We start from the raw sequence: 23,237 nt of genomic DNA, 5'->3' as shown, positions 1-23,237 counted from the left end.
AGAAAGGGCCTATAAAAAGGCCCTTTTAGTTTTATTGCATAAGTAAGCAATTTTAACGCTTAGAAGTCAGTGCGGATATTAATTTTTGCGCTGAAACTCACTTGCTTCATTCCATTTAGGCCAATCATCTGCATTCGCAACGCCGACACCTACGTCAAACAACATCTGAGTGTCTTGTACAATGCCGCTTAGGTCCCAGTCATCGCGATATTGGTCGCACACTTGATGGTAGCAGCCTGTCACGATAACGTTCATACGTTTTCTATACTTAGCCGTTTCTTCATCTGCTGGCTCATTGCCGCCCTCTGCATAAAGTGCCGGTACACCTTGTTTAGCAAAGCTGAAGTGGTCAGAACGGTAGTAGTAACCTGCTTCAGGTCGGTCTTCTTGGGTAAGTGTTCGACCTTGTTTAGCTGCGGCGGCTTCAAGGTAATCTTCCATTTCTGATTTACCCATGCCTACAACAGCAACGTTTTTAGTTTTCCCCAGCACGTTCATTGCATCCATATTGATGTTCGCGACGGTATTCTCAATAGGAATAACAGGGTTGCTGGCATAAAATTTACTGCCCAATAGGCCTTGCTCTTCAGCCGTAACTACTAAAAACGACACTGAACGCTTAGGTGCAGGCGTAAGTTCTGAATAGGCTTTAGCCATAGCAAGCATTGCTGCAGTACCTGTAGCGTTGTCGTGCGCGCCGTTATAGATTTGGTCACCTTCTTTGCTTTCGTCTTTACCTAAATGATCCCAATGGGCTGTGTAGATAATATGCTCATCAGGAAACTCGGTACCCGGTAACGTGGCGATTACGTTGTTGCTTTCTGACTTTTCGAAAGTGTTTTTCACGGTAACCGACGCTTTAATATCCATCGCTTTGCTATATGGACCCTGCATGGCGTTAGCTTTCTCTGTGTCGAAATCAAGACCGGCATCGGCAAACACTTTTTTCGCTGCATCTAACGTAAGCCAGCCTTCAACGGCAACACGGCTCGCACCTTTATCGGCACTTACCAAACCGTACTGCGGACCACTCCAGCTGTTTGCAACAACCGACCAGCCGTAAGACGCTGGCGCGGTTTCGTGAACAATAATGGCACCCGCCGCCCCTTGTCGGCTCGCTTCTTCGTATTTGTAACTCCAACGGCCATAATAGGTCATGGTAGTACCTTGAAACTTACCGCTTTCTGGGTTTTCAAAACCAGGGTCGTTAATTAGCATAACTACCGTTTTGCCCTTAACATCTAACCCTTCGTAATCGTTCCAGTCGTATTCTGGCGCATTTACGCCATAACCAACAAACACCAGTTCAGAGTCTTCAAGAGATACCGAGCTTTGCTCGCGCTTAGAAGAGGCTACCATTTGCTCTTTGTAGGCAAAGGTATTGTCGCCGATCGTCATGGTCATATCAGGATCAGCTGTGATCTCCATAAGTGCTACTTTTTGAAGGAAGCTATCGCCATTACCCGGCTTAAGACCTGCTTTTGTAAATTCACTGACTAAGTAATCAATGGTTTTCTTTTCACCTTCAGTCGTTGGTAAACGACCTTCAAACTCATCAGAAGACAAAATTTTTAGCGGCTCGCGAATATCAGCATCAGAAATGTTGTTATAAACACTGTCGAAGTTAGAAGCCACAGGCATAGTTTTCTGCGCTGTCTCGTTGGTTGTGGTGCTCTCGTTGTTAGGTGTGCAAGCACTTACGCCTAAAAGGGTAGGTACAAGCAATGGCAAAAACATTTTTTTCATTGTTAGTCTCTGTTTGCTCTACAATACGCAACCAGTATAGAGAAAACCCTAAAGCGAACCAATAGTTGATATGCAATCAAACTCAATCCCCTTCTGTAAAGACTACTTACTAAAACACGCCAGTAAACCGGTTACGGCGCTTCTTGAAGAGGTTGGCTTGGTAAGTAACGACGAATTTCCTACCCCTGAAAAGCTGAATGAATTAACGGCCCGGTATTATGAACAATGGCAAGGGCCACTGTTCAAAGGGCAAAGCCAGTTTTCACATGATGACCAGCGTTATTACGAGACCATCATTAGTGAAGACGGTGTAGTTCCTACCAGAGAGCATAGCTGGCACGACTTGTTTAATGCACTTATTTGGCTGCAGTTCCCCAAAACAAAATCTCTGTTAAATGCGCTACATATTAGTGATATTAGTGCATACGGTGTAAACCCCAGAACACCGCGACGCAATCGCATTACGCACTTCGATGAGTGCGGTGTAGTGCTTGCCATTGAAGCCCATGATAGCACTGCTTCAAATAAGCCTAAGCGCACAGCAACACTTATTGACTCAAATAGCGGAACTACAGATAAGGCCACGCTAGGTGCGCTATATGACAGAGGCACTCTTGAAACGTTTTTAGCGGAATTAGCGTCCCATGAGTGGGAGCGTGTCTTTGTTGAAAAACGAGCACTGTGGCACAAACAGGTCAGCCCTTTTATCTTTGGACACGCGAATTTAGAAATGATGCTAAATCCATTTGTAGGCCTCACGGGCAAGTGGTTAGCAGTGGCTGTACCAAAAGGCTTTAGCCATCTTGATAAATGGCAGCAGCGCTTGGTGCTAGACGATGCGATGACAGCACGCATCAAAACGTTAAATTATTTTGAGAGTACACCGCTTTTAAAACCATTGCCTTTGCTTGGCGTACCTTTGTGGCAAGGTCAACAAGATGAAGTGTTTTATCAGAATAAAGACTATTTTAGACCGCTCCGGAAGGGAAGTAAGCCGACAATTCAGCTACCTTTGTGGTCTTAAAGAGCTTGACGCTGCCCCAGTTTTTTTCGGAGCAGCGCCAACAAATAGCCAAATGGAAGGCGGCTATTAAGTGTATTTTTTTAAAATAGCGCTAAAGCAATCAGCCAAATACCGTAGATAACCACATACGGAGCGCTTGCAATGAGTGCCGCTTTCTTAAGAGGAAAAGACGTCCACTGCGAGATGCCTACGGTGGCCAAATAAATTCCCCAAAAAAGCTCTAACCTTAAAGCTTGGCCGAACGCGTACCAAGGTGAGTCCATAGGAATACTTGCGATAAAGCCTAAGGATGCTGGTGATAAGATTGATGGTGCCACCTGGTGGTCGCCAGTGAACAATAGCAGTGCAACGCCAACTAAACCGGTAAGTACGTAAGGCATTGAAAGCCACCATGCAAAACCGTACCAATCTGTGAAACCGAAAACATGGCTATCGTCTGAACGAGTCATAAGGTTTACGTAAACTGCATAAACAGCGTTAACGATAATAGGAATGAAAAAAGCGCCGATAATAGAAGACCAAAGCAGCGCATCTCTGGTGAAGAAAGCCTTCATCTGCTCTTCTTCAGCCGGGCTCATATCGCCCTGTGCGGCAATGTTCATTTCTGCAAACCACTCAATATCAACAAAGTTCACGTAGAGATATTGTGATACCAGTGTAATAGCCATAACCAAGATAAACGGCATCCAGCTCCAGTTGTTGTGCTCGCCAACTGCTTTGAATACACCATTCGGTTTAAAAAAGATATCATTACACGCTTGGAAAGGATTCGTCACAGTGTGCATCCCTTGCTCCTCTTTCTTAGTTTTTATTTGCTGCTTAGGTTGTGTGTAAAACAATGACTGCAAATTATTGTTCATTAGTTTGGGTATAAGATTACTGGCGGGCACACATTATGTACAGCACAAGATTCTGATAAAGCGACATTTTTTGTAAGGGAAAATGTATAAGGTTAATTGAGTGCAAGCTTGGTTAAAGAGCAGTAAAAAGGGAAGCATGGCTTCCCTTTTGTTTTTTATGCTGGCAAGACCGTATACAGCCTATAGATAAGTTATATTCAGCAGTGTAAGCACTATTGTGCTGTACATCACAGATATAGGTAGCCCTATCTTTATAAAATGTGCAAATTTGTAGTTGGCAGCGTTGTAAACCAAGAGGTTGGTTTGGTAACCAAATGGCGAAATAAAGCTTGCGCTCGCGGCAAATGCTACAGCTAAAGCGAATGGCATTAGCGGAGCTCCGATAATTTGCACTAGCCCATAAGCAAAAGGAAACATTAAAGCCGCAGCTGCATTGTTGGTAACGAACTCAGTTAAAAGTAAGGTTAGCAAGTAGATAACCACGAGCGCCACAAACCAATCAGTGCCCGCCAAAAGAGGCATGAGCGCTTCGGTTGTAGTGGTAATGACCCCAGAGTTTTCGAGCGCAGTGGCTAAACTTAGCGCACCGACTATTACAACAATCAAGTTTAGCGGCAGGTTTCGCTTCATTTCTCCGTTTGACGTAACCCTAACCCCGACAAGAACAGCAGCTAAGAACAGTAAACCAATAGCTAATGAAATGACATTAGTCGCGGCTAATAACACTGTCGTAAGGAAACCACCAAGAGTGATCCACTCTTGCTTATTGGTTAATGGGCGGGCAATTTTTTGCTCAGATAAAATGAAAAAGTTCTTATTCAAATTTTGACGTGTTGCAAAATCAGGCCCTGTTGCTAGCAGCAAAAAGTCACCGGCTTGAAGCTTTATTTCACCTAGTTTTCCTGATAGTTGCTCTCCATCGCGGCGAATAGCTACAACGGCGGCATCGAACAGGGCTCTGAATCCCAGATTTTTAATGGTTTGCCCAATTATTTGAGCGCGGTTGGCCACTACAACCTCAGTTAAGCTTTCACGCAATACCCCATCGGTTTCTGCGAACATGCTTAATCCTTTTATATGGCTTAAGTTATCTAGTTTTTGGACATTGCCAGAGAAGATCAGCTTGTCGTTTTCCAGAATAACTAAGTCAGGGCCAACAGGCGAGATTAGGTTGCCATTGCGCACTACTTCTACCAAAAAAAGCTCAGGCAGGTTACGTAAGTGGTTTTGCTCCACAGTTTTGCCAATTAGCTCTGAACCTGCTTCTACTTCTGCTTCAACCATATACTCATGATAGTTATTGTTCTTGTTGCCAATATTGGGCAGCAAAGGTAATAACATGAACATGAGAAGGCCACAGCTTAGCCCAGCAATGGAGCCATAAAGTGTGAAGTCGAAAAAGTTGAAACCAGGGTGCCCGTGCTCTTGTAGAAAGCTATCTACAATAAGGTTAGTTGAGGTACCAATTAAAGTAACCGTGCCACCGAGTATTGCGGCGTAGGAAAGCGGGATCAGTAATCGGGAAGCGGGGTGGTATTGATTTTGTTTTATAGGGCCAATAAGACTGGCCACAATTGCTGTGTTATTGAGCAGTGCTGACGACACAAAAGTAAGTGAAAACAGTCGCCAGTAGGACTGGGTAAAGTTAGCACTAACGAGCTTTCTACCAATACGTTTTATTAACGCGGTTTTATCAATAGCACTGCTTACTAAAAGCAACAAAACAAGGGTGATTAGGCCCTTGTTTGTTAAGTTTAGCAAGATGTCATCAAGAGATAACTGCTGGGTAACCAGTAAAGCTAACACTGCACCAGAAAACACAGTGGAAGGGCGCTGACTGGTAAAAATCAGCGCGCATATCGTACTGACAAAAATTGCCAGTACGATGAACTGGGTCACATCCATATTGCTCCAGTCCTGCTTATAGTTTACTGATATCCACAGAGTTCCAATGCGGGAAGTGCTTGCGAACTAATGCATTGAATTCAAGTTCAAACTCAGAGAAATTAGGCGAAGTATGCTGTGCATCACCGGCAATTTCGTCGATGATCATACCTGCACCTACGGTACCATTGGTTAAACGGTCGATAACAATGAATGAACCTGTAGGACGGTTGCGCTTGTACGGGTCACAGGCTACTGGCTGGGTGAACTTGACGTCAACTACACCAATCTCGTTAAGATTTAGGTGCATGGCATCTGCTTCTTCCAGCGTGTTCACATCAATTTGATTATCGATATGAGCAACAACCCCTGGCGTTGACTTAGTCGCGAACTTAAACAAGTATTGCTTGTTTGGCATTAGCGGCTCTTCAGACATCCAGACTAAATGTGTTTTGAACTGGGTGTTAAGTAGTGGCAAGTTGTCTGATTTAACAATCATATCGCCACGAGAGATATCAATTTCGTCTTCGAGTGTTAGCGTAACCGCTTGAGGTACATAAGCGCGTTCTTGATCGCCTTCAAATGTAACCACTTGCTTAACTTTTGATTTCTTACCTGATGGAAGTGCAGTCACTTCATCACCTGGCGCAACCTGACCTGATACTACCGTACCGGCAAAGCCACGGAAATCTAGGTTAGGGCGATTAACATATTGTACTGGGAAGCGGAAATCTTCCTGATTGTCATCTTCACCAATTTCAATATTTTCTAGCATTTCCATTAGTGGTGTGCCGTTGAACCAAGGTGTTTTCTCACTGACACCTACAACGTTATCGCCTTCCAATGCTGAGATAGGAACAAACTGAATATCAGGAATATCAAGCTGCTCAGCAAACTTCAGGTAATCTTCCTGAATCTGCTTATAGACCTCTTCTGAATAGTCCATTAAGTCCATTTTGTTGATAGCAACAATAACGTGTTTGATACCTAGAAGAGATACAAGGAATGAGTGACGCTTGGTTTGCACCTTAACGCCGCCACGAGCATCAACAAGAATAATAGCAAGGTCACAAGTAGATGCGCCTGTTACCATGTTGCGGGTGTACTGCTCGTGCCCTGGGGTATCAGCGATAATAAATTTACGCTTGTCGGTAGAGAAGTAGCGGTAAGCTACATCAATGGTAATACCTTGTTCACGCTCAGACTGAAGCCCGTCTACAAGAAGGGCAAGGTCAACTTTCTCTCCCGTAGTACCTACTTTTTTGCTGTCTTTTGTAATGGCAGCAAGTTGGTCTTCATAAATCATTTTTGAATCGTGAAGTAAGCGACCAATAAGGGTACTCTTACCATCGTCTACGCTACCGCAGGTAAGGAAACGTAGCATGTCTTTCTTTTCGTGTTGTTCAAGGTAAGACAGAACGTCCTGTCTTAATAATTCGTTTTCGTTGTTCATGTTATGCGCTCACAAGGAAAAAGGGGTTTAACACAGACTCTTTTTGGTTATAGGTAAGAGCGTCGGCGTTGTCATCTAGTGGATTTTCTGGGTCTAAAACAGTTACATTTGCCCCAGCAGCCAGTGCAACTGCATGTGCAGCGCCTGTATCCCATTCAGATGTTGGGCCCAAACGAGGGTAAAGATGTGCTTCGCCCTCTGCCACTAAGCAAAGTTTTAGTGAGCTGCCCATCGCCACAAGCTCGGTTTCACCTTCAAGCTGTGCCAATAAATTTTGAATTTCAGGACTTTGGTGAGAACGACTGCCCACCACTTTCCACACTTCTGCACCATCGTGCTTACGCGCAGAAATGGCAGTGAATTCACCATCTACTTCGGTCCATGCACCTTCACCCACAATACCAACATAGCTCTTGTTTAGCGCAGGCGCGTAAACCACACCCATAGTCGGTTTGCCATTTTCGATAAGTGCAATGTTTACCGTAAATTCACCGTTTTTCTTAATAAACTCTTTGGTGCCGTCTAGCGGATCAACCAGCCAGTATGACGACCACGTTTTACGTTCATCCCACGAAATATCAGCTGACTCTTCAGAAAGAATAGGCAGGTCAGATTCCGCTTCAAGGGCCTTTACAATAACGTTATGGGCGGCAAGGTCAGCTTCGGTTAGTGGGCTGGTATCTTGCTTCTCATAAATAGCGAAATCTTTTTCGTAAATCGCCATAATTTTATCGCCAGCTTCTTTGGCAATAGCTAGCACTTTTTGTGCGAGATTATTTAAAGGCTGTGTCATTACACCAATCCCTTTTCTTGTAGCAAAGCATATAAACGCTCAGCGGTCTGCTCTGCCGGTTCATCCTGATAGGTTAAGTGTACTTCCGGTGATTCAGGTGCTTCATAGGCTGAATCGATACCTGTAAAGTCCTTGATCTCGCCACTGCGGGCCTTTTTGTACAAGCCTTTGGGGTCGCGCTTTTCACACACCTCAAGTGGTGTATCAACAAACACTTCCACAAATTCACCGTCTGCCATTAGGCTACGGCAGTAATCGCGGTCAGCCTTAAACGGAGAGATGAAAGCGGTAAGTACAAGAGTACCAGCGTCAACGAATAGCTTCGCAACTTCACTGATGCGGCGAATATTTTCAACGCGATCTTTATCGCTAAAACCCAAGTCGCCGCATAAGCCGTGACGTACGTTGTCGCCATCTAGCAGATAGGTGTGCTTGTTTTGCTCGTGAAGCTTCTTCTCAAGCAAGTTGGCTAATGTTGATTTACCAGAACCACTTAAACCAGTAAGCCAAAAAACGCGAGGCGTTTGTCCTAGCTTTTCAGAACGGGTGGTTTTATTGACTTCGTGTTTATGCCAAACAACGTTGTCTGTGGCCATTAGAAGTACCCTTCCATTTTCTTCTTCTCCATTGAGCCTGCGCTGTCATGGTCAATCACGCGACCTTGACGCTCAGAGGTCTTGGTCAGCAGCATTTCCTGAATAACTTCAGGTAAGGTTGCGGCTTCTGACTCTACCGCACCGGTCAATGGATAACAGCCTAGGGTACGGAAACGTACAGAGCGCATCTCTGGTACTTCACCTTCTTCAAGCGGCATACGGTCGTCATCAACCATAATGAGCACGCCATCACGCTCTACCACAGGACGAGGCTTAGAAAGGTACAGTTGTGGAATATCAATGTTTTCTAAGTAGATGTATTGCCAGATATCTAGCTCAGTCCAGTTAGACATTGGGAAAACACGAATGCTTTCGCCTTTGTTAACTTGTGAGTTATAGATATTCCAAAGCTCTGGGCGCTGGTTTTTAGGGTCCCAGCGGTGGTTGCTGTCGCGGAATGAGTAAACGCGCTCTTTAGCACGAGATTTTTCTTCGTCTCGTCGTGCTCCACCAAACGCTGCGTCAAACTTATATTTGTTTAACGCCTGCTTGAGCGCTTGGGTCTTCATGATATCAGTGTGTTTCGATGAGCCATGGCTAAATGGACCAACGCCAGCTTCAACACCTTCTTCATTGATGTGAACAAGCAAATCAAAACCGTGTTTCTCTGCTTGCTCGTCGCGGAATTTGATCATTTCGCCAAACTTCCACGTGGTGTCTACGTGTAGAAGTGGAAAAGGAATTTTGCCTGGCGCGAACGCTTTACGGGCAAGGTGAAGCAGCACTGAAGAGTCTTTTCCTACAGAGTAAAGCATTACTGGGTTTTCAAACTCAGCAGCGACCTCACGGAAAATTTGAATACTCTCGGCTTCGAGTTGTTTCAAATGCGTTACAGACGGGATACTAGCAGTCATTTTGAAGTCCGAATTTATGTTATATACAAAAAAGTTATATGCGGGTTATTTTTCTGCATAGAACGATAACATATTTAAATTCAAAAGTAGTATGCGATTTTGCTATTTAAAATAGCAATCTTATTCCAATAAATAAAACTGTCATACAATTGAAGCATAAGGCCCTATTTTGAGGGGCTAGAAAAAGATTAGGCCCTGCTTAGAAAACTAAACAGGGCCTTACTTTTGCTCTTATTTACGCGTTATTTTTAAATTACTTTTCATTCAGCTTGGTCTGGAATGCATCGAATGTGTCTAGCACGCCTTCTCTTGGTGTACCTGATTTACTCAAAATCATTATGGTTAAGCTCGATAAAATGAACCCGGGTACAATCTCGTACATCCACGCACCAAGCTTCTGGCCTCCGATTTCTATCGGAAGATAAATCCATAGTAGTACAGTCACAGCACCAACTATCATGCCTCCCAATGCTGCGCGGCGGGTCATTTCTCGTTTAAATAAGCTAAACAGTACTAGCGGTCCAAATGCTGCGCCAAAGCCAGCCCATGCATTACTTACTAAGGTCAATATAGTGCTGTCTCTGTCATACGCTAGATAGATAGCCACTAGCGCTACAGCAACAACGCTTACGCGCCCCGCTATTACTAATTCACCATCAGAGGCATCTCTGCGAAGGAAGGCTTGGTAAAAGTCACTGGTAAGTGAACTAGACGTTACCAGTAGCTGAGACGAAATGGTACTCATAATAGCCGCTAAGATCGCAGCTAATAAGAAGCCACCAATAAGCGGATGGAATAAAATTTGAGAGAGGTAGATAAATACTGTTTCTGGGTCAATGTCATTGCCGTTACCGGTGATATAAGCCAACCCGAACAAACCCGTCATTAGCGCGCCGATGATAGAAACAATCATCCAGCTCATGCCAATGTTTCTAGCAGTAGGAATATCTTTTACTGAACGTATAGCCATGAAACGAACGATAATATGTGGCTGGCCAAAGTAGCCTAAACCCCATGACATTAATGAAACAATACCAATTACGCTTAGTGCTTCATTAGTAGAGGCGTCCATAAATGCATCAAATAGAGCAGGGTTAATGGTATCTAGTGCGTCAATTGAAGCCCCAATGCCGCCTAGTTCACTGATGACCACAGCAGGTACCATAATGAGTGATACGAACATTATGCAGCCTTGCACAAAGTCGGTCATGCTCACTGCCATAAATCCACCCACGAGGGTATAGGCAACGACAACACCAGCAGTAACATATAAACCTGTCTCATATGTTAAACCAAAGGATGTTTCAAAGAGCTTTCCACCGGCAACAACACCTGATGACGTATAAAGCGTGAAGAAAACTACAATGACCACAGAAGCGATCACTCTTAGTAGACGAGAGTTATCGGCAAAACGGTTCTCGAAATAGTCGGGTAGGGTAATGGAGTTGTTAGCCACTTCGGTATAAACGCGAAGGCGCGGAGCGACCAACATATAATTTGCGAGCGCACCTAGAACTAATCCAACGGCAATCCAGCCTGCAGATAAGCCCGATACGTACATTGCACCAGGTAAACCCATGAGCATCCAGCCACTCATATCTGATGCGCCTGCTGAAAGTGCGGTTACAGCGGGGCCTAATTGCCGGCCTCCAAGCATATAGCCTTCTACGTTGGTGTCTGTTTGCCGATAGGCGAAAAGGCCTATACCCAACATTACAACAAAATACAAACCCAACGAGATTATCGTGCCAGTAGCCATATAAATTCCCTATGTTTTTTATTTCATGCTAACACCTATGACCTAGAGTCTCTACGTCAGTCAGCGACCTTGCTTGTTTTCTATACGGCTAGAGGTAAATAAAGTTTGGCAAAATTTTTAATACGCGAAAGATTCTACTCGCGCGCGCCCAGACCTTTTTGCTTTGTAGAGAAGCTCATCACAGGCTTTAATAATAGTATCCAAATTGGTTTCTCCGCGGACATTCAGCAGACCCGAAGAAAAGCTAACTGAAAACTTCTTATTGGTATGCGTCCAGTTTTTTTGGTGAGAAAGCGCAACATTTAACTCATCGAGTATGCGCTTGGCCGATTGTTCATCGGAGTCAGAAAAGTAGATCAAAAATTCTTCACCACCATATCGGCAAAGCTTATCCGATTTTCTAATTCTATTTTGGATGATTCGGGTGAGCGTAGTTAACACTTCGTCGCCTACTGTGTGACCATATCTATCGTTAATTTTTTTAAAGTTATCAACATCAAGCAGCGCTATGCATGATGTATTGTCGCCTTTAAGTGACTTCTTAAGGCTATTCAACATCGCGCGACGAGTGAGGGCTCCGGTGAGTGAGTCTCGCTCTGCGAGTAATTCACTTTGCCGTTTAGAAATCCAAAGCCACATAGCGAGTATAAGAAGAATAGTGACAATAAGCGCAAAAATGGTGGTTTTCATTGCCTCTTTATCGGTGGATAGCCCTTCTTTTTCGTCTCGTAGGGCGTTGATCTCTTTTTGTCTATAATAGACAAGCTCAATATCCTTCGCGATGCTATTTGAGAAGTCAGGCGAAGAAAACTGAAATTGCTCTGTGTTCTTTTCGAAGAGAAGTTGGTTGTATACTTTTGAATGCTCATAGGCTTTTTCGTAATTGCCTGCAGTATCGTAAATTCTTATAAGTTCGAGCTCTTTTCGTAACAGATATTGTTTCTTAAACTCAGTTGTAGTTAGCTTCTTTAGAACCACATCTTCGAATTTGTTAACTGACCAAGAGAGCTGTCTTTCATTATTTTTAACAATGGCTTTATAAGACTGATAAAGGTAAACAAGCTCTTCTGGATTTATTTTAGTTTTATCAATATCTAATGTATCTATCTTGTTTACGACGGACAATATTTCGCTATCATGAGTTTGCCGAAAACCCATCATGAGTACCCGTAGTCGTTGATAGAGGGTTAGAAACATTTCAAGTTCGGAATTTCTAGTTTTTACGAACTCCAGAGCCCTATCCGAGATAAGAAGCGCATTTTCATATTTACTTTGAAGAAGAAGAGAGTCAACCGCAGTAAAGTACGCCCATGTAATGAATACATCATTCAACTTGCTTTGCTCGATTATCTTCATTGAGTGAGAATAAGCTCTACTCGGTACCGATAGCTCTGTAAAAGCGATACGAAGCCACTCGTGTGCAGTAGCGCTACTTAACGCATTCTCAAGAGTTCGTGAAGAAGCTCGCGCAGGCAAATGGGGGAGCGCATATTCTAATTCATTAATTGCTTGAATAGGATTGGCTAGCGTGAGCTCCATTGACAGCCATATGCTAGCTATAGCAGTTGCTGTTTTGCTGCCCGTTTCCAGAACTTCGCGCTTTAAGCGCTTGAGCGCTGGCACTGTAACATTGATTCGCAGTGAAGATCGGTCAAAGTCGTTAACTGCTCTGGCATAGATATAATACGCTCTTGCGGCAGCATACAAATCTGTATTGAGCGACTTTAGCTCGTTCCAATGGTTCTCAAGCAAAGGTGACTTAACGTATATTGGAACTCGAGGACCTTCCGTTTCGTTAGCTGTCCCCGTAGCCAATAAATGTCTAAAGATTATGCCTTCACTACTATCATCAGATTGAATTTGTAAGTTTTCGATTTTGGCTTTTATCTGGTCATTATCAATATCAGATTGATTGTTCCAGTTATAGATAGTTAATGCTGCTAACCGACTATAAGCATCTAGCTTTTTAAGCCTCAACTTCTCAGAACTGTTGTCTAACTGTGCATGAAGTGAGTGACTGATGAAAATGATGAAAAGTAGACAAAACTTCCCCCTTGTAAAACGACACCAAGCGGCCATTGAATTTGCTACCTCTACACTGTGGATAAGCTGAAATGTTTGCTGAAAATTAAAACGGTTGTTTTAATTCTAAAGTATAAATTTTATTGCGCATGTTTTCACCTTAAATTTAGGCAAAAAAAATCGGCCACAGTGGGCCGACGAAGGGAAGTGCGTAAAGTCAGCACTTTTTTGGAACGGGGAGTAGGCTTTTTTTCTAGGCCGAAAATTGAATCCTTTCGGATACGGCTTTTTTCATTTCACTCAGGTCAGCATCTTTGTCGCCCACTATCATGACATTGGCGTGTCTCATTTTGATACTTTCGCCGTGGTACTGGTCGTCAGAAAATTCGCTAGGTACAGTGACATCACCGCGTTCAGGTACAACAAATACCGACATTTTCCCTTGTGGCGTATCAACGATAAGGTGCAGGCTTCTCACTGTACTTAAGTGACAATAGTTCACCACTTCAACACCATCAAGCATCTCACTAAAACTACCGCCAAAGCTTGCCAATTTTGCATTTACCATATTCAAATCAGCTGGAAGTAGCGAATGTGCAGTTTCCATTTCGGCGTACTGCATATGCGCTAGCGCTTGACCACCAATACTAAGCGGTTGGTGATACCACATGGTAAGTCCTATGCCTATAGTAAAAGCAACGGATGCGGCCATCGCCAAATACCAACGACTTCGGCGTTTGTAGCGATTGAACTCGTCAGTCGACTGTTGCCAAATGAGCTTACTAGCTAGGTCCTCTGGCACATCGACTTTTAAGGCTTTCTTTAATTGCTTATCTAACTGCTTTTGTTCATTCCAGAAACTGCGTTTGCTTTCATCCGCTTTCGCTGCTTCTACAACATCACTGTCAGTCGTTTCTGGATCGGCGTAGATTCGACGCCTAAATTCTAACTCATCCATTTATACGACCTCTCTGTTCATTTTGTTTCTCTAATGCCTCTTTCAGCTGGTTTCTCGCTCTAAATAAACGCGTCATTACTGTGTTTTTATTGAGCCCTAATTGGTTGGCAATCTCTTCACCACTGAACCCGAAAATCAATTGAAGGATTAAGGGTTCGCGGTATTCAACACTTAGCCCACCTAACAGTCGCTGAAGCTCTCTGTCTTTCAGGTCGCCGTCTGCATGTTGGGTGTCATCTTGTATATGACAATCGTCAATATCGACCGTGTCGAATTGCTTGCGCTCAAACCTGCGGGCATTCTCACGACGAAGAATGGTTATTAACCACGACTTTGCCGCCTTTTCATCATTTAGGGCGTCTAACGATCGCCACGCACGTAGAAACGTTTCCTGTACAACATCTTCAGCAATGCTCTGGTCTTTAATAAGCCAGAATGCATAGCGGTAAATGTCGGCGTGGAATGCCTTTACCAGTGCTTCATATCTTTGGTGTTTTGCTTTCATATCCGATAAGACCTGACCACTGTCGGATTTATTTCGCCCAAACATAAAAAAATCCAAAAACTTAAAGAATTTTCACTATGGCACAAAAAACGCGCCATTTCGTTATCCGAAAGGCGCGTTTTTATTTTTAGTTCCAGTGATCAGAGCACTTATTAAGGAATACTAAGCACCTTTTTGAGTGGCAATCCAGGCGTTGATATTTTCTTCTAAAATAGAAAGTGGTACTGGACCGTATTTTAACACCTCATCATGGAAGCCTTTCCAATCAAACTTATCACCAAGTTCAGTTTGAGCATGCGCTCTAAGCTCCATGATTTTTAGTTTGCCAATCATATAGGCAGTGGCTTGTCCTGGCATGGCAATATAGCGTTCAATAGCTTTTTGCGCGTCATATTCAGGGTTTGGCGTATTTTCGATGAGGTAATCTACAGCCTCTTCACGGGTCCACTTCTTCGCGTGAATACCCGTATCAACTACAAGCCTGCAAGCTCGCCATAGTTCCATGGCTAGGCGACCGAAATCAGAATACGGGTCTTCATAAAAGCCCATGTCTTTTGCGAGTTCCTCGGTATACAGCCCCCAGCCTTCTGTGTACGCGGTAAAGCTCAAGAATTTTTGGAATTGTGGTACACCTTCAAGCTCTTGCGCAATGGCACGCTGCATGTGGTGACCAGGAATGCCTTCGTGATAGGCCAGCGCCTCTAGCTGATACGTCGGCATCGCTTTCATATCATATAGGTTTGCATAGTAAATGCCTGGGCGGCTGCCGTCTTGCGCTGGACTTTGGTAAAATGCTTTGCCCGCAGACTGTTCGCGGAATGCTTCGACGCGTTTAACAATCATTGGCGCTTCTGGGAGAATACCAAAGTACTCAGGAATAGCTTCTCGCATTTCGTCTATGGCGGTTTTGGCCATATCAAGATATTGCTGTCTGCCTTCATCTGTTGAAGGTAAATAGAATTGTTCGTCTTCACGCATGAAAACAAAAAACTCTTGCAGCGTACCCTCAAATTTCACCTGTTTCATAATATCACGCATTGCGTTGTGTATACGCTCTACATTGTCTAGGCCAATTTGATGGACTTCTTCAGCAGTAAGGTCCGTAGTAGTAAACCAGTTAAGGCGATTTTGATACCACTTATCGCCGTTAGGTAAGCGCCATACACCATCGCCTTCAGGGGTTACTTCACGCTGGTGGGCTAGTTCTTCAATAAACTTTTCGTACGATGGCATGACCGACGTTACCAAAGCGGCTTTTGCTTCACCTAGCAGCGTGGTTTTTTCAGCTTCTGTAATATCAAGGTTGTTTACTTTGTTTTGAAAATCTTCCCAAATCGTTGAAGGTGTCTCGCTAGAGTCGAACGGTGCGCCGGTAATCACGTTTTTAGACGCATCAATCATTTGATCATAAGCCCAGGCCGGTGGGAAGACACCAGCTTTTTCACGCACCTTCATCTGTTCTATGACTTGGTCAAAGTAGGTGCGTACATTGTCTAAACGACCAATATATGCCTGGGCATCTTCTTTGCTTTTCACGCTGTGAATATTAATAAGAAAGCTAGGTACTTGTGTATGCGCAGCGCGGAACTGATGCACAATGTAGCGGTGATGTCTAAATTCGTCGTTGGCTAAATCACGTTCAATGCCAAGCTTATAAAGGCGCAAGCTTAACTTTTCTTGTTCGCTTAACTTGCTGGTGTCGAAACTATTAAGCTTTTCTAAACGGTTTTTGGCGATAGCTACACGAGCATCGGCTTCTTCATCACTAATGTCATCCCACTTGTCGTAATCCCACTTTTTTCCGAGGTAACTTTGGAATAGGGGCGAGCGTTTAAGGTCTTCTTCAAAAGTACGTTCAAAAAAAGCACTTAAACGCTCGGACTCTGATTGGCCTGCTGGCTGTTCTGTTTTAATAGGCTCTGGCGCTGTTTGCGCGGTTTCACTTGCTGGCGAACAAGCTGTTAATGTGGTAACTGCCAACGCAATTGGCGTTAGCTTTAATAGTGTTTTCTTCATTCTATTCCCCGTCGCGTTTAATTGATTATTTTTATAGGCTACAAGTATTTTGGACTTTTGAGCCTTTAAAAGGTATTAAATACCAAGACTCATGCTGAATATTAACCAGAGATAATGCTATCAAAACCCTTGCGGCTGTCATACAGCTCTATACAAGGGCTTTAATTACGCAGGTTTCCGTGTATTAGCAAATGAAATGCGTTTTATGAAGCAGGATACAAGTTAGATAGCGTGTGGCTATTTTTTGCTCCTGTTTGTTGCCATTTGCTGCGAGCCTGCTTTATTTCATTGGTAAGTTTTTCTAATGTCTTAGATATTTGTTCCGATTGAGCACCTTTATCAGTTTGACTAGCTGAGAAGCGCAGTGCGTAAAGCTCATCAACAGCGGTGTTGACACCATCAAACTGTGAAAGATGTGCTTTACCGGCAGTTAGTGCGTTTATCCATTGTTTAAGAGTAAGTGGTACTGAGCTAGTATCTTTTGCTTTTATCACTGCCATCAGCCTTTGATATTGGGCTTTCTCATCTAGTGCCGCTGTAACATTGAAGCGCGGTTTAGTACTGTCAGTAAGCCCAGCCAACTGAGTCTGTTTGAGCTTTCTATAGGTGAGGAACCACCCGATAAGCGCGACCAGCAAAAGTGCAAGTAGTACAACGCTCACAACCCAATCAAGCTGTGTTCTTTCGTTAATACTAGCGTCATCAGCAGTGCTATCAGACGGTTTGCCTTCTTTACTCGAATCTACATCGGGCTCAATCGCTTTTGACGGTAAACCACTTTGAGTATCGCCTACGGTCTCATTGCTTGTAGGTGCAGTGTTACTTGGGTTACTGCTGCTCGTTGCCGGTACTACTGTAATAGAGCGAGCTGGAATTGTGGCATACTCAGTTTTTTGAGTAAGCGTATTAAACCAAGGAATAGTAATTTCAGGCAAAACAAAGTCGCCAGGCTGTGTTGGAATAATTGCCAAAGACGTTTGGCGCTGTGAAATTAAACTCTGGTCTTTTTCAACAGTGGTTGTATTTGATTGATCTGGATATAACTTAAAGTTCGGCGGATAAAACTCAGGAATATCAGGAAGCTGTTCTTCTACTACGCCCAATGCGGTTAGCGTAACTATGCGTGTTACCGGTTCGCCTGCGACAAAGTTATCTCCTTGCGGCCACTCTTCGTCAACTCGAACCATTTCAGAAGGCAACCAAGGATAGTCAATTCCCTGAGGGATAGGCTTAATGTTTACCGTAATGTCAGGACCAACACGATTAATTTGCTGGGTACGATTAAAGAAGCCAAAACGCTGGTTTGTATTAGCCGCCATAACTTCACCGGTAAAGATGGGGCCCCTTAGCGTGAACTCTCCTGAAGCTTGAGGGACAACAGCAAATTGACGCTCAATAATCTGATACCGTCTGCCGTTTACTATATCGGTATACTGTTTATCTTCACCTAGCTGAGTAATTTCCGCATTCTGCATTTCTGGCGCTTGCAGACTGCCCCGCTCAATATTACTAGAGAGAAAAAGCTTAACGGTGTACAGCAGTTGTTGATTTAAATAGGCCTCGTTTAAATCGATATCTGTAGTAACAAAATAGTCTCGGGCCACGTTGCTCTGTTCTTGAACAGGAATAACTTCAACTTGAATAGGCTTTGTTGATTTCCCTTCAATAGTTAACGAAGGAATAGTGAACGTACCTTCTTTTCGAGGGAATAACGTGGTCGTCCAAACCGTAGTGCGCTTAGTGTCGAAATTGACGATAGACGTTTGGCTACTTACCGATGTCCTGCCCACTACAAAGTCTTTTAATAGGGGAGAGCTGTCAAATGCGTCTCTATCGGCGCTTCCATCGGCGGTAATGGTTAAACGAATAGCTTCATCAAGCATAACCGGATTTCGGTCGATGGTTGCTTCAACTGAATTTACATCGGCATAGGCAGCCGCGCTAACGAGTAGGGTTAGTAAAAAAATTATTCCTGTAGATTGTAATAAGGCTCTCATCTACCAATCACTCCGGTTTGAAGGCATACGTTGACGCTGACGTTTTTGTGCTTCTAATTGCATTTTTCGTTTTAATAAGAATGCCGGATCGTCTGGCACGCGACGCATTAAACCTTCCATTCGCTGTAGTTCTTCTTTTTCCGCATCGGTAAGCTCAGCTTCTTGACTTTGTATGGCTTGAGCTTCCCGCTGTGCTTCTTGTTCGTCTTCTTGCGTCTGCGCATTATTTTGCTGCATATTATCATTCTGTTCTGACTCTTCGTTTTGTTGCTGTGAGTCTGATGGCTCGTTCTGGTCGCTCATCTCTGGCTGATTTTGCTGTTGAGAATTGTCCCCATCATTTTGTTGTTCATCATTAGAAGGCTGCTGGTTTTGGTCAGACTGTTGGCGCTCACTTTCATTTTGCTGGCCATTTTGGTCGCTTAAACCATCCTGATTATTCTGATCTTCTGACTGCTGCTGGTCGTTATTAGCGCTATCTTGACCATTATCTTGAGCGTTGTCTTGTTGGTCATCGTTACTATTTTCGCTCTGATTCTGCTGCTGATCTTGTTGTTGCTGCTGTTTCAGTAAATCCTCAACAACTTTTTTATTGATTTTCGCGTCCTCGAACTCAGGTGCTTCGTCCAAAGCCTGCTCGTACTTCTCTATCGCTTCTTCAAGCTTTCCGAGTTTGGCCAACGCATTGCCCTGATTGTAAAGGCTTTCAGCACCTGGAATATTTTTGTAAGCCTTTAAAGCACCTTCATAGTCACCTGACTTAAAAAGGGATGATGCCTTCCACGCTTCGCTATTGAACTGGCTAACGGCGTCTTTGTATTTACCTCTCTGGTATTTATTCAAAGCTTCCTGATTATCATTCATAAATGGCTTTTGCCACCATGCAAACGGTTCAGGTTTATTTACTGTTGCTGGCGTAGACTCTTCCACCATTTTCGAGCTTGGAATAGACTGAGCGGCCTGAGATGTACCTATACTTTGTGCAGCGTGGGCGTTTTTAACTATTGAAGGGCTTAGCAGGCCAACCAATACGATAAATACTAATCCGCGTTTAAACGCAAAGGCCGCAAATGGTAGAAGTAGCAGCAATAAGTAAGGGCCAACTTCTTTCCATTGATCTCCCTGCAAATTACTCTCTTCCTCGTCCTCTTCACTGCTGCCTTTATCTAGCAGTGATACCGCGGCTAGAGCGTCAATATCATTGTCGTTAGAAGTAAAGGACTCAAAGCGACCGCCGCTAGTTTTTACTACGCCTTTCACCGCGCTTTCATTTAGCTTGGGTATAACAATGCTGCCAGTGACGTCTTTTAATAGTTCACCGCTTTGCTGCCTAATAGGCGCGCCTTCACTTGTGCCAACGGTAAGTGCATTTACCGTAAAAGGAACAGATGCTACATATTCTTGAAGTTCTTGTTGTTGCTCTAACTCTATACCGTCAGTAATCCAGTAGATCATGCCTGAGTTATAACCCGCATTTGTTAGCAGTTCAGCAGCACTTTCAATCCCTAACAATGGGTCGCTTCCGGGTACGGGCATGATCTCGGGGGAAAGGCTGGGTATTAGCGTGGTAATATTCCCAGCATCTTCGGTCAAAGGGCTTATAACAAACGCATCGCCGGCATAAGCAACCAAGCCCATTTCACCCTCGCCGATGGCGTTAACTAAGTCTATGGCTTTGTATTTAGCCCTTGTCAGTCTGTCTGGCGTCATATCGGTTGCACGCATCGAAAGCGACATATCTATTACTATAACGTGCCCCATTTTTAGCTGATATACCGGCTGGGGGAGACGCTCCCACGTTGGGCCGGCGAGAGCTGTAACACTCACAACCCATACAAAAGCCAGCATCCACATAGGCGGCTTTACGCCCATTTCGGTCTTTCCTATCACCATATGTTGATAAAGGTGAGAAGGGATCACCGATTGCCAGCCAGACTGTTTAGCTGTGGTTTTTCTAATTAAAACCACAAGCAGCATCAGGGGCACAAGTGCCATAAACCATTCGGGGCGTAGAAAGTGAAATTGATTTAAGAAGTCGAAATCCATTATTTCGTCTCCCTATTTGTTTGAGTTGCTTGTGCTGCGTTAGCCGAATTTAGCTGTTGCGTTGACGTGTTATTTCGCTTTTGTATGAACCAACGATATAAAGACATAGAAATAATGATAAAAGCCCACAGCGCTGACAATAAAATCGCAGCCGCTAGGGGGTAGTAAAACAGTGCGCTTAATGGGCGCATTTTACGAGTTTCACCTTCGATAGGTTCAAGCGCATCAAGCTGTTGATAAATAGCTTGAAGCTCTTGGGCATTTCTAGCCCTAAAGTATTGGCCGCCGGTGGCGGTAGCAATATCAGTTAACATGCCTTCATCAAGTTCTTGCGACGGGTTTATCTGTCGGCTGCCGAAAAAGCTTTGGATCAGCATTTTGTCGGCGCCCACGCCAATAGTGTAAACCTTCACACCTTTACTTATAGCCAATTCTTTAGCTTGCTCAGGCGTAATATTTCCTGCGGTGTTTTGTCCATCGGTGAGTAGAATCAACACATTATTAGATTCTTCCCGTTCGTCAAAGCGCTTCACTGCTAAACCGATGGCGTCACCTATGGCAGTTTGTTCTCCAACTAAGCCAATCACAGCTTCACTGAGAAGTGTTGAAACGGTGTCTCTGTCATAGGTAAGCGGCGCTTGGACATATGCGGTATCGGCAAATAAAATCAATCCAATCCTGTCGCCCACGCGGCGCTGAATAAAGTCATACACGACTGATTTGGTCATGGTTAAACGGTTAACTTGCCTTCCATTTAGCTGCATGTCGTCTATCTTCATACTGCCAGATAAATCCACCGCTAACATCATTTCCCGGCCTTCATTAGGTATGCTCACAGGTTCACCTAACCATTGAGGCCGTGCGGCAGCTGTTACCAGCAAAAGCCATATCAAGCTACTTGCTACTAGCGGTATTTTGGTTTGTTTTAATTGGGTTTGTTCCGATACATCGCCAGGTCGCAAACTAGGAACCCGCAGCGCGGCCATAGGCATGTCTTGGGCTTTTTTAGACAGTAGGCGTACCAAAATTGGTAAAGGGAGCGCAAAGAAGACCCACCACCAAGCAAAATTAAGCATGATGCGGCTCCTTTACACTTTCAGAGGAAAGGCCATTCACCGTCCGCTTATTTTTCGGGAGCTTCGCTTTCGAAAGCCAACTTTTTACCGCCCCTTTGCAGGTTTCAAAGTCATTTGGGTTAGGGCTAGCTTGGTAAACATTGCTTATCAATAATGCTAAGTCAGCTTCAAGTTTGTTATCACGACTTTTTAGAGCAGATGTTAAGAACGCTTGCCATTGTTTGCCGTATAGCCCAGCAACCTGTTGAGTAGAGTAATAGCTTATAGCGGTGCGCTTCAAAATAGAGTTTAGGGCTACCGGCCAATTACTTTGTTGTGCTGAAATTGATTCAAGCAATGCTAATGCTTGCTTACGAGGCTTGTTATGCCGTACGTGAGCAGAAATAGCTTTATAGAGACCAAATAACACTAATAAAACCACAGCGATAAGTACCCACCATCCCCAATCTAATGGCCAAATACTGACCTCATTAGGCACGTGTATATCGCGCAGCTGGGCGAGGGGGTCTTGCTGCTGAGGTGCTGCCGGCATTTGATTTGCAGGCGGCATTGACTGTACTGACTTAGGTAAAAGGTTTGATAAAAAATGAGTAGAAAGGTTATTGCTTTGCATTAATTAAGCTCCAACCGTTGTTCTTGTTGCATACTTTGAAGCTGTTCATCTAACGGAAGGCCGGCACTCACACTGAATCTGGCGATGTTAGTTTTGCGCAACGTATCGTAAATTGCGCTGTTGTGTTCATTTCGCCATTTTAAATATTGCTGCTGTTCGGTATTGTCACCTAATACCCAGCGCTGTTGATTGTGACCATCTGAAACACTAACGGTTTGCAGTGAACTAGTTTGTGGCAAGGCATGCTCTATCGGATCGTTAATTACGATAGCCCTTACTTCACAATGGCGCGTTAAGTGGCTTAAATGCTGAATAGCCTGGGCGCTTAAATGCTGAAAATCTGATACCAGATAAACTAAGCTTCCTGGTCTAGCTAAACGCCTTGCACGGGCACAAGCATCAGCAAAAGCTTGTTCGTCTTTTGCTTTGTCAGCTTTAAACGGTGTGCTTTGTTCATGTAATGCCATGAGCTCATGACAAACGTGAAGTACGGCTTTTTTCCGAGTAAGGGGTTTAATTTCTTTGTGCTGTTGTTGGTTAAATACTAATGCGCCAACCTTATCGCCGCGAGCCGCAGCAGACCAGCTAATCAATGAGGATACATGGGCAGCCTGAACGGCTTTGGTAAGCAGTTGCGTACCAAAGGCCATTGAGGGCAGATAATCACAAAAAAGAAAAACCGGGCGCTCCCGCTCTTCCCGATATACTTTGGTGTGGGTTTTACCCGTGCGCGCAGTAACGCGCCAATCAATAGCGCGAATATCGTCACCGGGTTGGTAGTGACGGGCCTCATCAAACTCCATGCCTCGGCCTTTGTGCTTGGTGAGATAACTCCCAGCAAGTTTAGCTTGTGGCATGCGTTTTGGCGCCAAGCTAAAAAGCTTGGCCAACTGCTGGTAGCGAAGTAACTCTGCACTAGACAAAGAGACACCGTTACATTGCAGCTTACTCAGCTGCGCTTGTACATTCACCATA

General features: G+C 44.2%; 18 protein-coding genes. 1 reads left to right on the top strand and 17 read right to left on the bottom strand.

Annotation, left to right across the window (positions count from 1 at the left end):
- Positions 1 to 78 precede the first annotated feature (78 nt).
- Complete coding sequence (locus ACYTPF_RS04015; protein WP_461851288.1) at positions 79 to 1,746, bottom strand: M28 family metallopeptidase; 1,668 nt, start codon at positions 1,744 to 1,746, stop codon at positions 79 to 81.
- A gap of 70 nt (positions 1,747 to 1,816) precedes the next feature.
- Here ACYTPF_RS04015 and ACYTPF_RS04010 point away from each other — a divergent pair, with 70 nt between their 5' ends.
- A complete protein-coding gene (locus ACYTPF_RS04010) occupies positions 1,817 to 2,770 on the top strand; it encodes a DUF3025 domain-containing protein (RefSeq protein ID WP_461851287.1) in 954 nt (317 codons plus the stop codon).
- A gap of 80 nt (positions 2,771 to 2,850) precedes the next feature.
- On the opposite strand, the gene ACYTPF_RS04005 is transcribed toward ACYTPF_RS04010, so the two are convergent.
- The 16 genes from ACYTPF_RS04005 to ACYTPF_RS03930 form a co-directional block, all read right to left on the bottom strand.
- On the bottom strand, positions 2,851 to 3,555 hold the full coding sequence (locus ACYTPF_RS04005; RefSeq protein ID WP_179982779.1) for a YIP1 family protein: 705 nt from the start codon (positions 3,553 to 3,555) through the stop codon (positions 2,851 to 2,853).
- Positions 3,556 to 3,810: 255 nt separating this feature from the next.
- Entirely contained in the window at positions 3,811 to 5,535 is a 1,725-nt protein-coding gene (locus tag ACYTPF_RS04000) for an SLC13 family permease (RefSeq protein ID WP_461851286.1), read from the bottom strand.
- Positions 5,536 to 5,551: 16 nt separating this feature from the next.
- Positions 5,552 to 6,967, bottom strand: coding sequence for a sulfate adenylyltransferase subunit CysN (gene cysN, locus ACYTPF_RS03995; RefSeq protein ID WP_179982781.1), 1,416 nt, complete (start codon positions 6,965 to 6,967; stop codon positions 5,552 to 5,554).
- A gap of 1 nt (position 6,968) precedes the next feature.
- Positions 6,969 to 7,760 carry a 3'(2'),5'-bisphosphate nucleotidase CysQ gene (cysQ, locus tag ACYTPF_RS03990; RefSeq protein WP_461851285.1) on the bottom strand — a complete coding sequence of 264 codons (792 nt, stop codon included), beginning with the start codon at positions 7,758 to 7,760 and terminating at the stop codon, positions 6,969 to 6,971.
- Positions 7,760 to 8,356 (bottom strand): adenylyl-sulfate kinase, encoded by a 597-nt coding sequence (cysC, locus tag ACYTPF_RS03985; protein WP_179982783.1) that lies wholly within the window; start codon positions 8,354 to 8,356, stop codon positions 7,760 to 7,762. Before cysC ends, cysQ begins: the two co-directional genes overlap by 1 nt.
- Positions 8,356 to 9,270, bottom strand: coding sequence for a sulfate adenylyltransferase subunit CysD (gene cysD / locus ACYTPF_RS03980; protein ID WP_179982784.1), 915 nt, complete (start codon positions 9,268 to 9,270; stop codon positions 8,356 to 8,358). Before cysD ends, cysC begins: the two co-directional genes overlap by 1 nt.
- 253 nt (positions 9,271 to 9,523) lie before the next feature.
- Positions 9,524 to 11,029 (bottom strand): sodium/proline symporter PutP, encoded by a 1,506-nt coding sequence (gene putP, locus ACYTPF_RS03975; protein WP_269916087.1) that lies wholly within the window; start codon positions 11,027 to 11,029, stop codon positions 9,524 to 9,526.
- A gap of 117 nt (positions 11,030 to 11,146) precedes the next feature.
- Positions 11,147 to 13,108, bottom strand: coding sequence for a GGDEF domain-containing protein (locus tag ACYTPF_RS03970; protein ID WP_461851284.1), 1,962 nt, complete (start codon positions 13,106 to 13,108; stop codon positions 11,147 to 11,149).
- Between the two features lie 196 nt (positions 13,109 to 13,304).
- Positions 13,305 to 14,009: a DUF3379 family protein gene (locus tag ACYTPF_RS03965; RefSeq protein WP_461851283.1), complete on the bottom strand. Its 705-nt coding sequence runs from the start codon at positions 14,007 to 14,009 to the stop codon at positions 13,305 to 13,307.
- Positions 14,002 to 14,559: a sigma-70 family RNA polymerase sigma factor gene (locus ACYTPF_RS03960; RefSeq protein ID WP_179982788.1), complete on the bottom strand. Its 558-nt coding sequence runs from the start codon at positions 14,557 to 14,559 to the stop codon at positions 14,002 to 14,004. Before ACYTPF_RS03960 ends, ACYTPF_RS03965 begins: the two co-directional genes overlap by 8 nt.
- 117 nt (positions 14,560 to 14,676) lie before the next feature.
- Entirely contained in the window at positions 14,677 to 16,530 is a 1,854-nt protein-coding gene (locus ACYTPF_RS03955; RefSeq protein WP_461851282.1) for a DUF885 domain-containing protein, read from the bottom strand.
- 203 nt (positions 16,531 to 16,733) lie between these two features.
- Complete coding sequence (locus tag ACYTPF_RS03950) at positions 16,734 to 18,527, bottom strand: BatD family protein (protein WP_461851281.1); 1,794 nt, start codon at positions 18,525 to 18,527, stop codon at positions 16,734 to 16,736.
- Positions 18,528 to 20,573 (bottom strand): vWA domain-containing protein, encoded by a 2,046-nt coding sequence (locus ACYTPF_RS03945; protein ID WP_461851280.1) that lies wholly within the window; start codon positions 20,571 to 20,573, stop codon positions 18,528 to 18,530.
- Entirely contained in the window at positions 20,573 to 21,649 is a 1,077-nt protein-coding gene (locus tag ACYTPF_RS03940) for a vWA domain-containing protein (protein WP_179982792.1), read from the bottom strand. Before ACYTPF_RS03940 ends, ACYTPF_RS03945 begins: the two co-directional genes overlap by 1 nt.
- Positions 21,642 to 22,262, bottom strand: coding sequence for a DUF4381 domain-containing protein (locus ACYTPF_RS03935; protein WP_461851279.1), 621 nt, complete (start codon positions 22,260 to 22,262; stop codon positions 21,642 to 21,644). Before ACYTPF_RS03935 ends, ACYTPF_RS03940 begins: the two co-directional genes overlap by 8 nt.
- The gene (locus ACYTPF_RS03930; RefSeq protein ID WP_461851278.1) at positions 22,262 to 23,236 is read right to left on the bottom strand and encodes a DUF58 domain-containing protein; all 975 of its coding nucleotides are present in this window, start codon (positions 23,234 to 23,236) and stop codon (positions 22,262 to 22,264) included. Before ACYTPF_RS03930 ends, ACYTPF_RS03935 begins: the two co-directional genes overlap by 1 nt.
- Position 23,237 lies beyond the last annotated feature (1 nt).

The organism is Alteromonas sp. HB246098 (genome assembly GCF_054890645.1).
The sequence above is the reverse complement of the archived record's forward strand: the minus strand, read 5'-3'. Positions and strand labels throughout refer to the sequence as shown.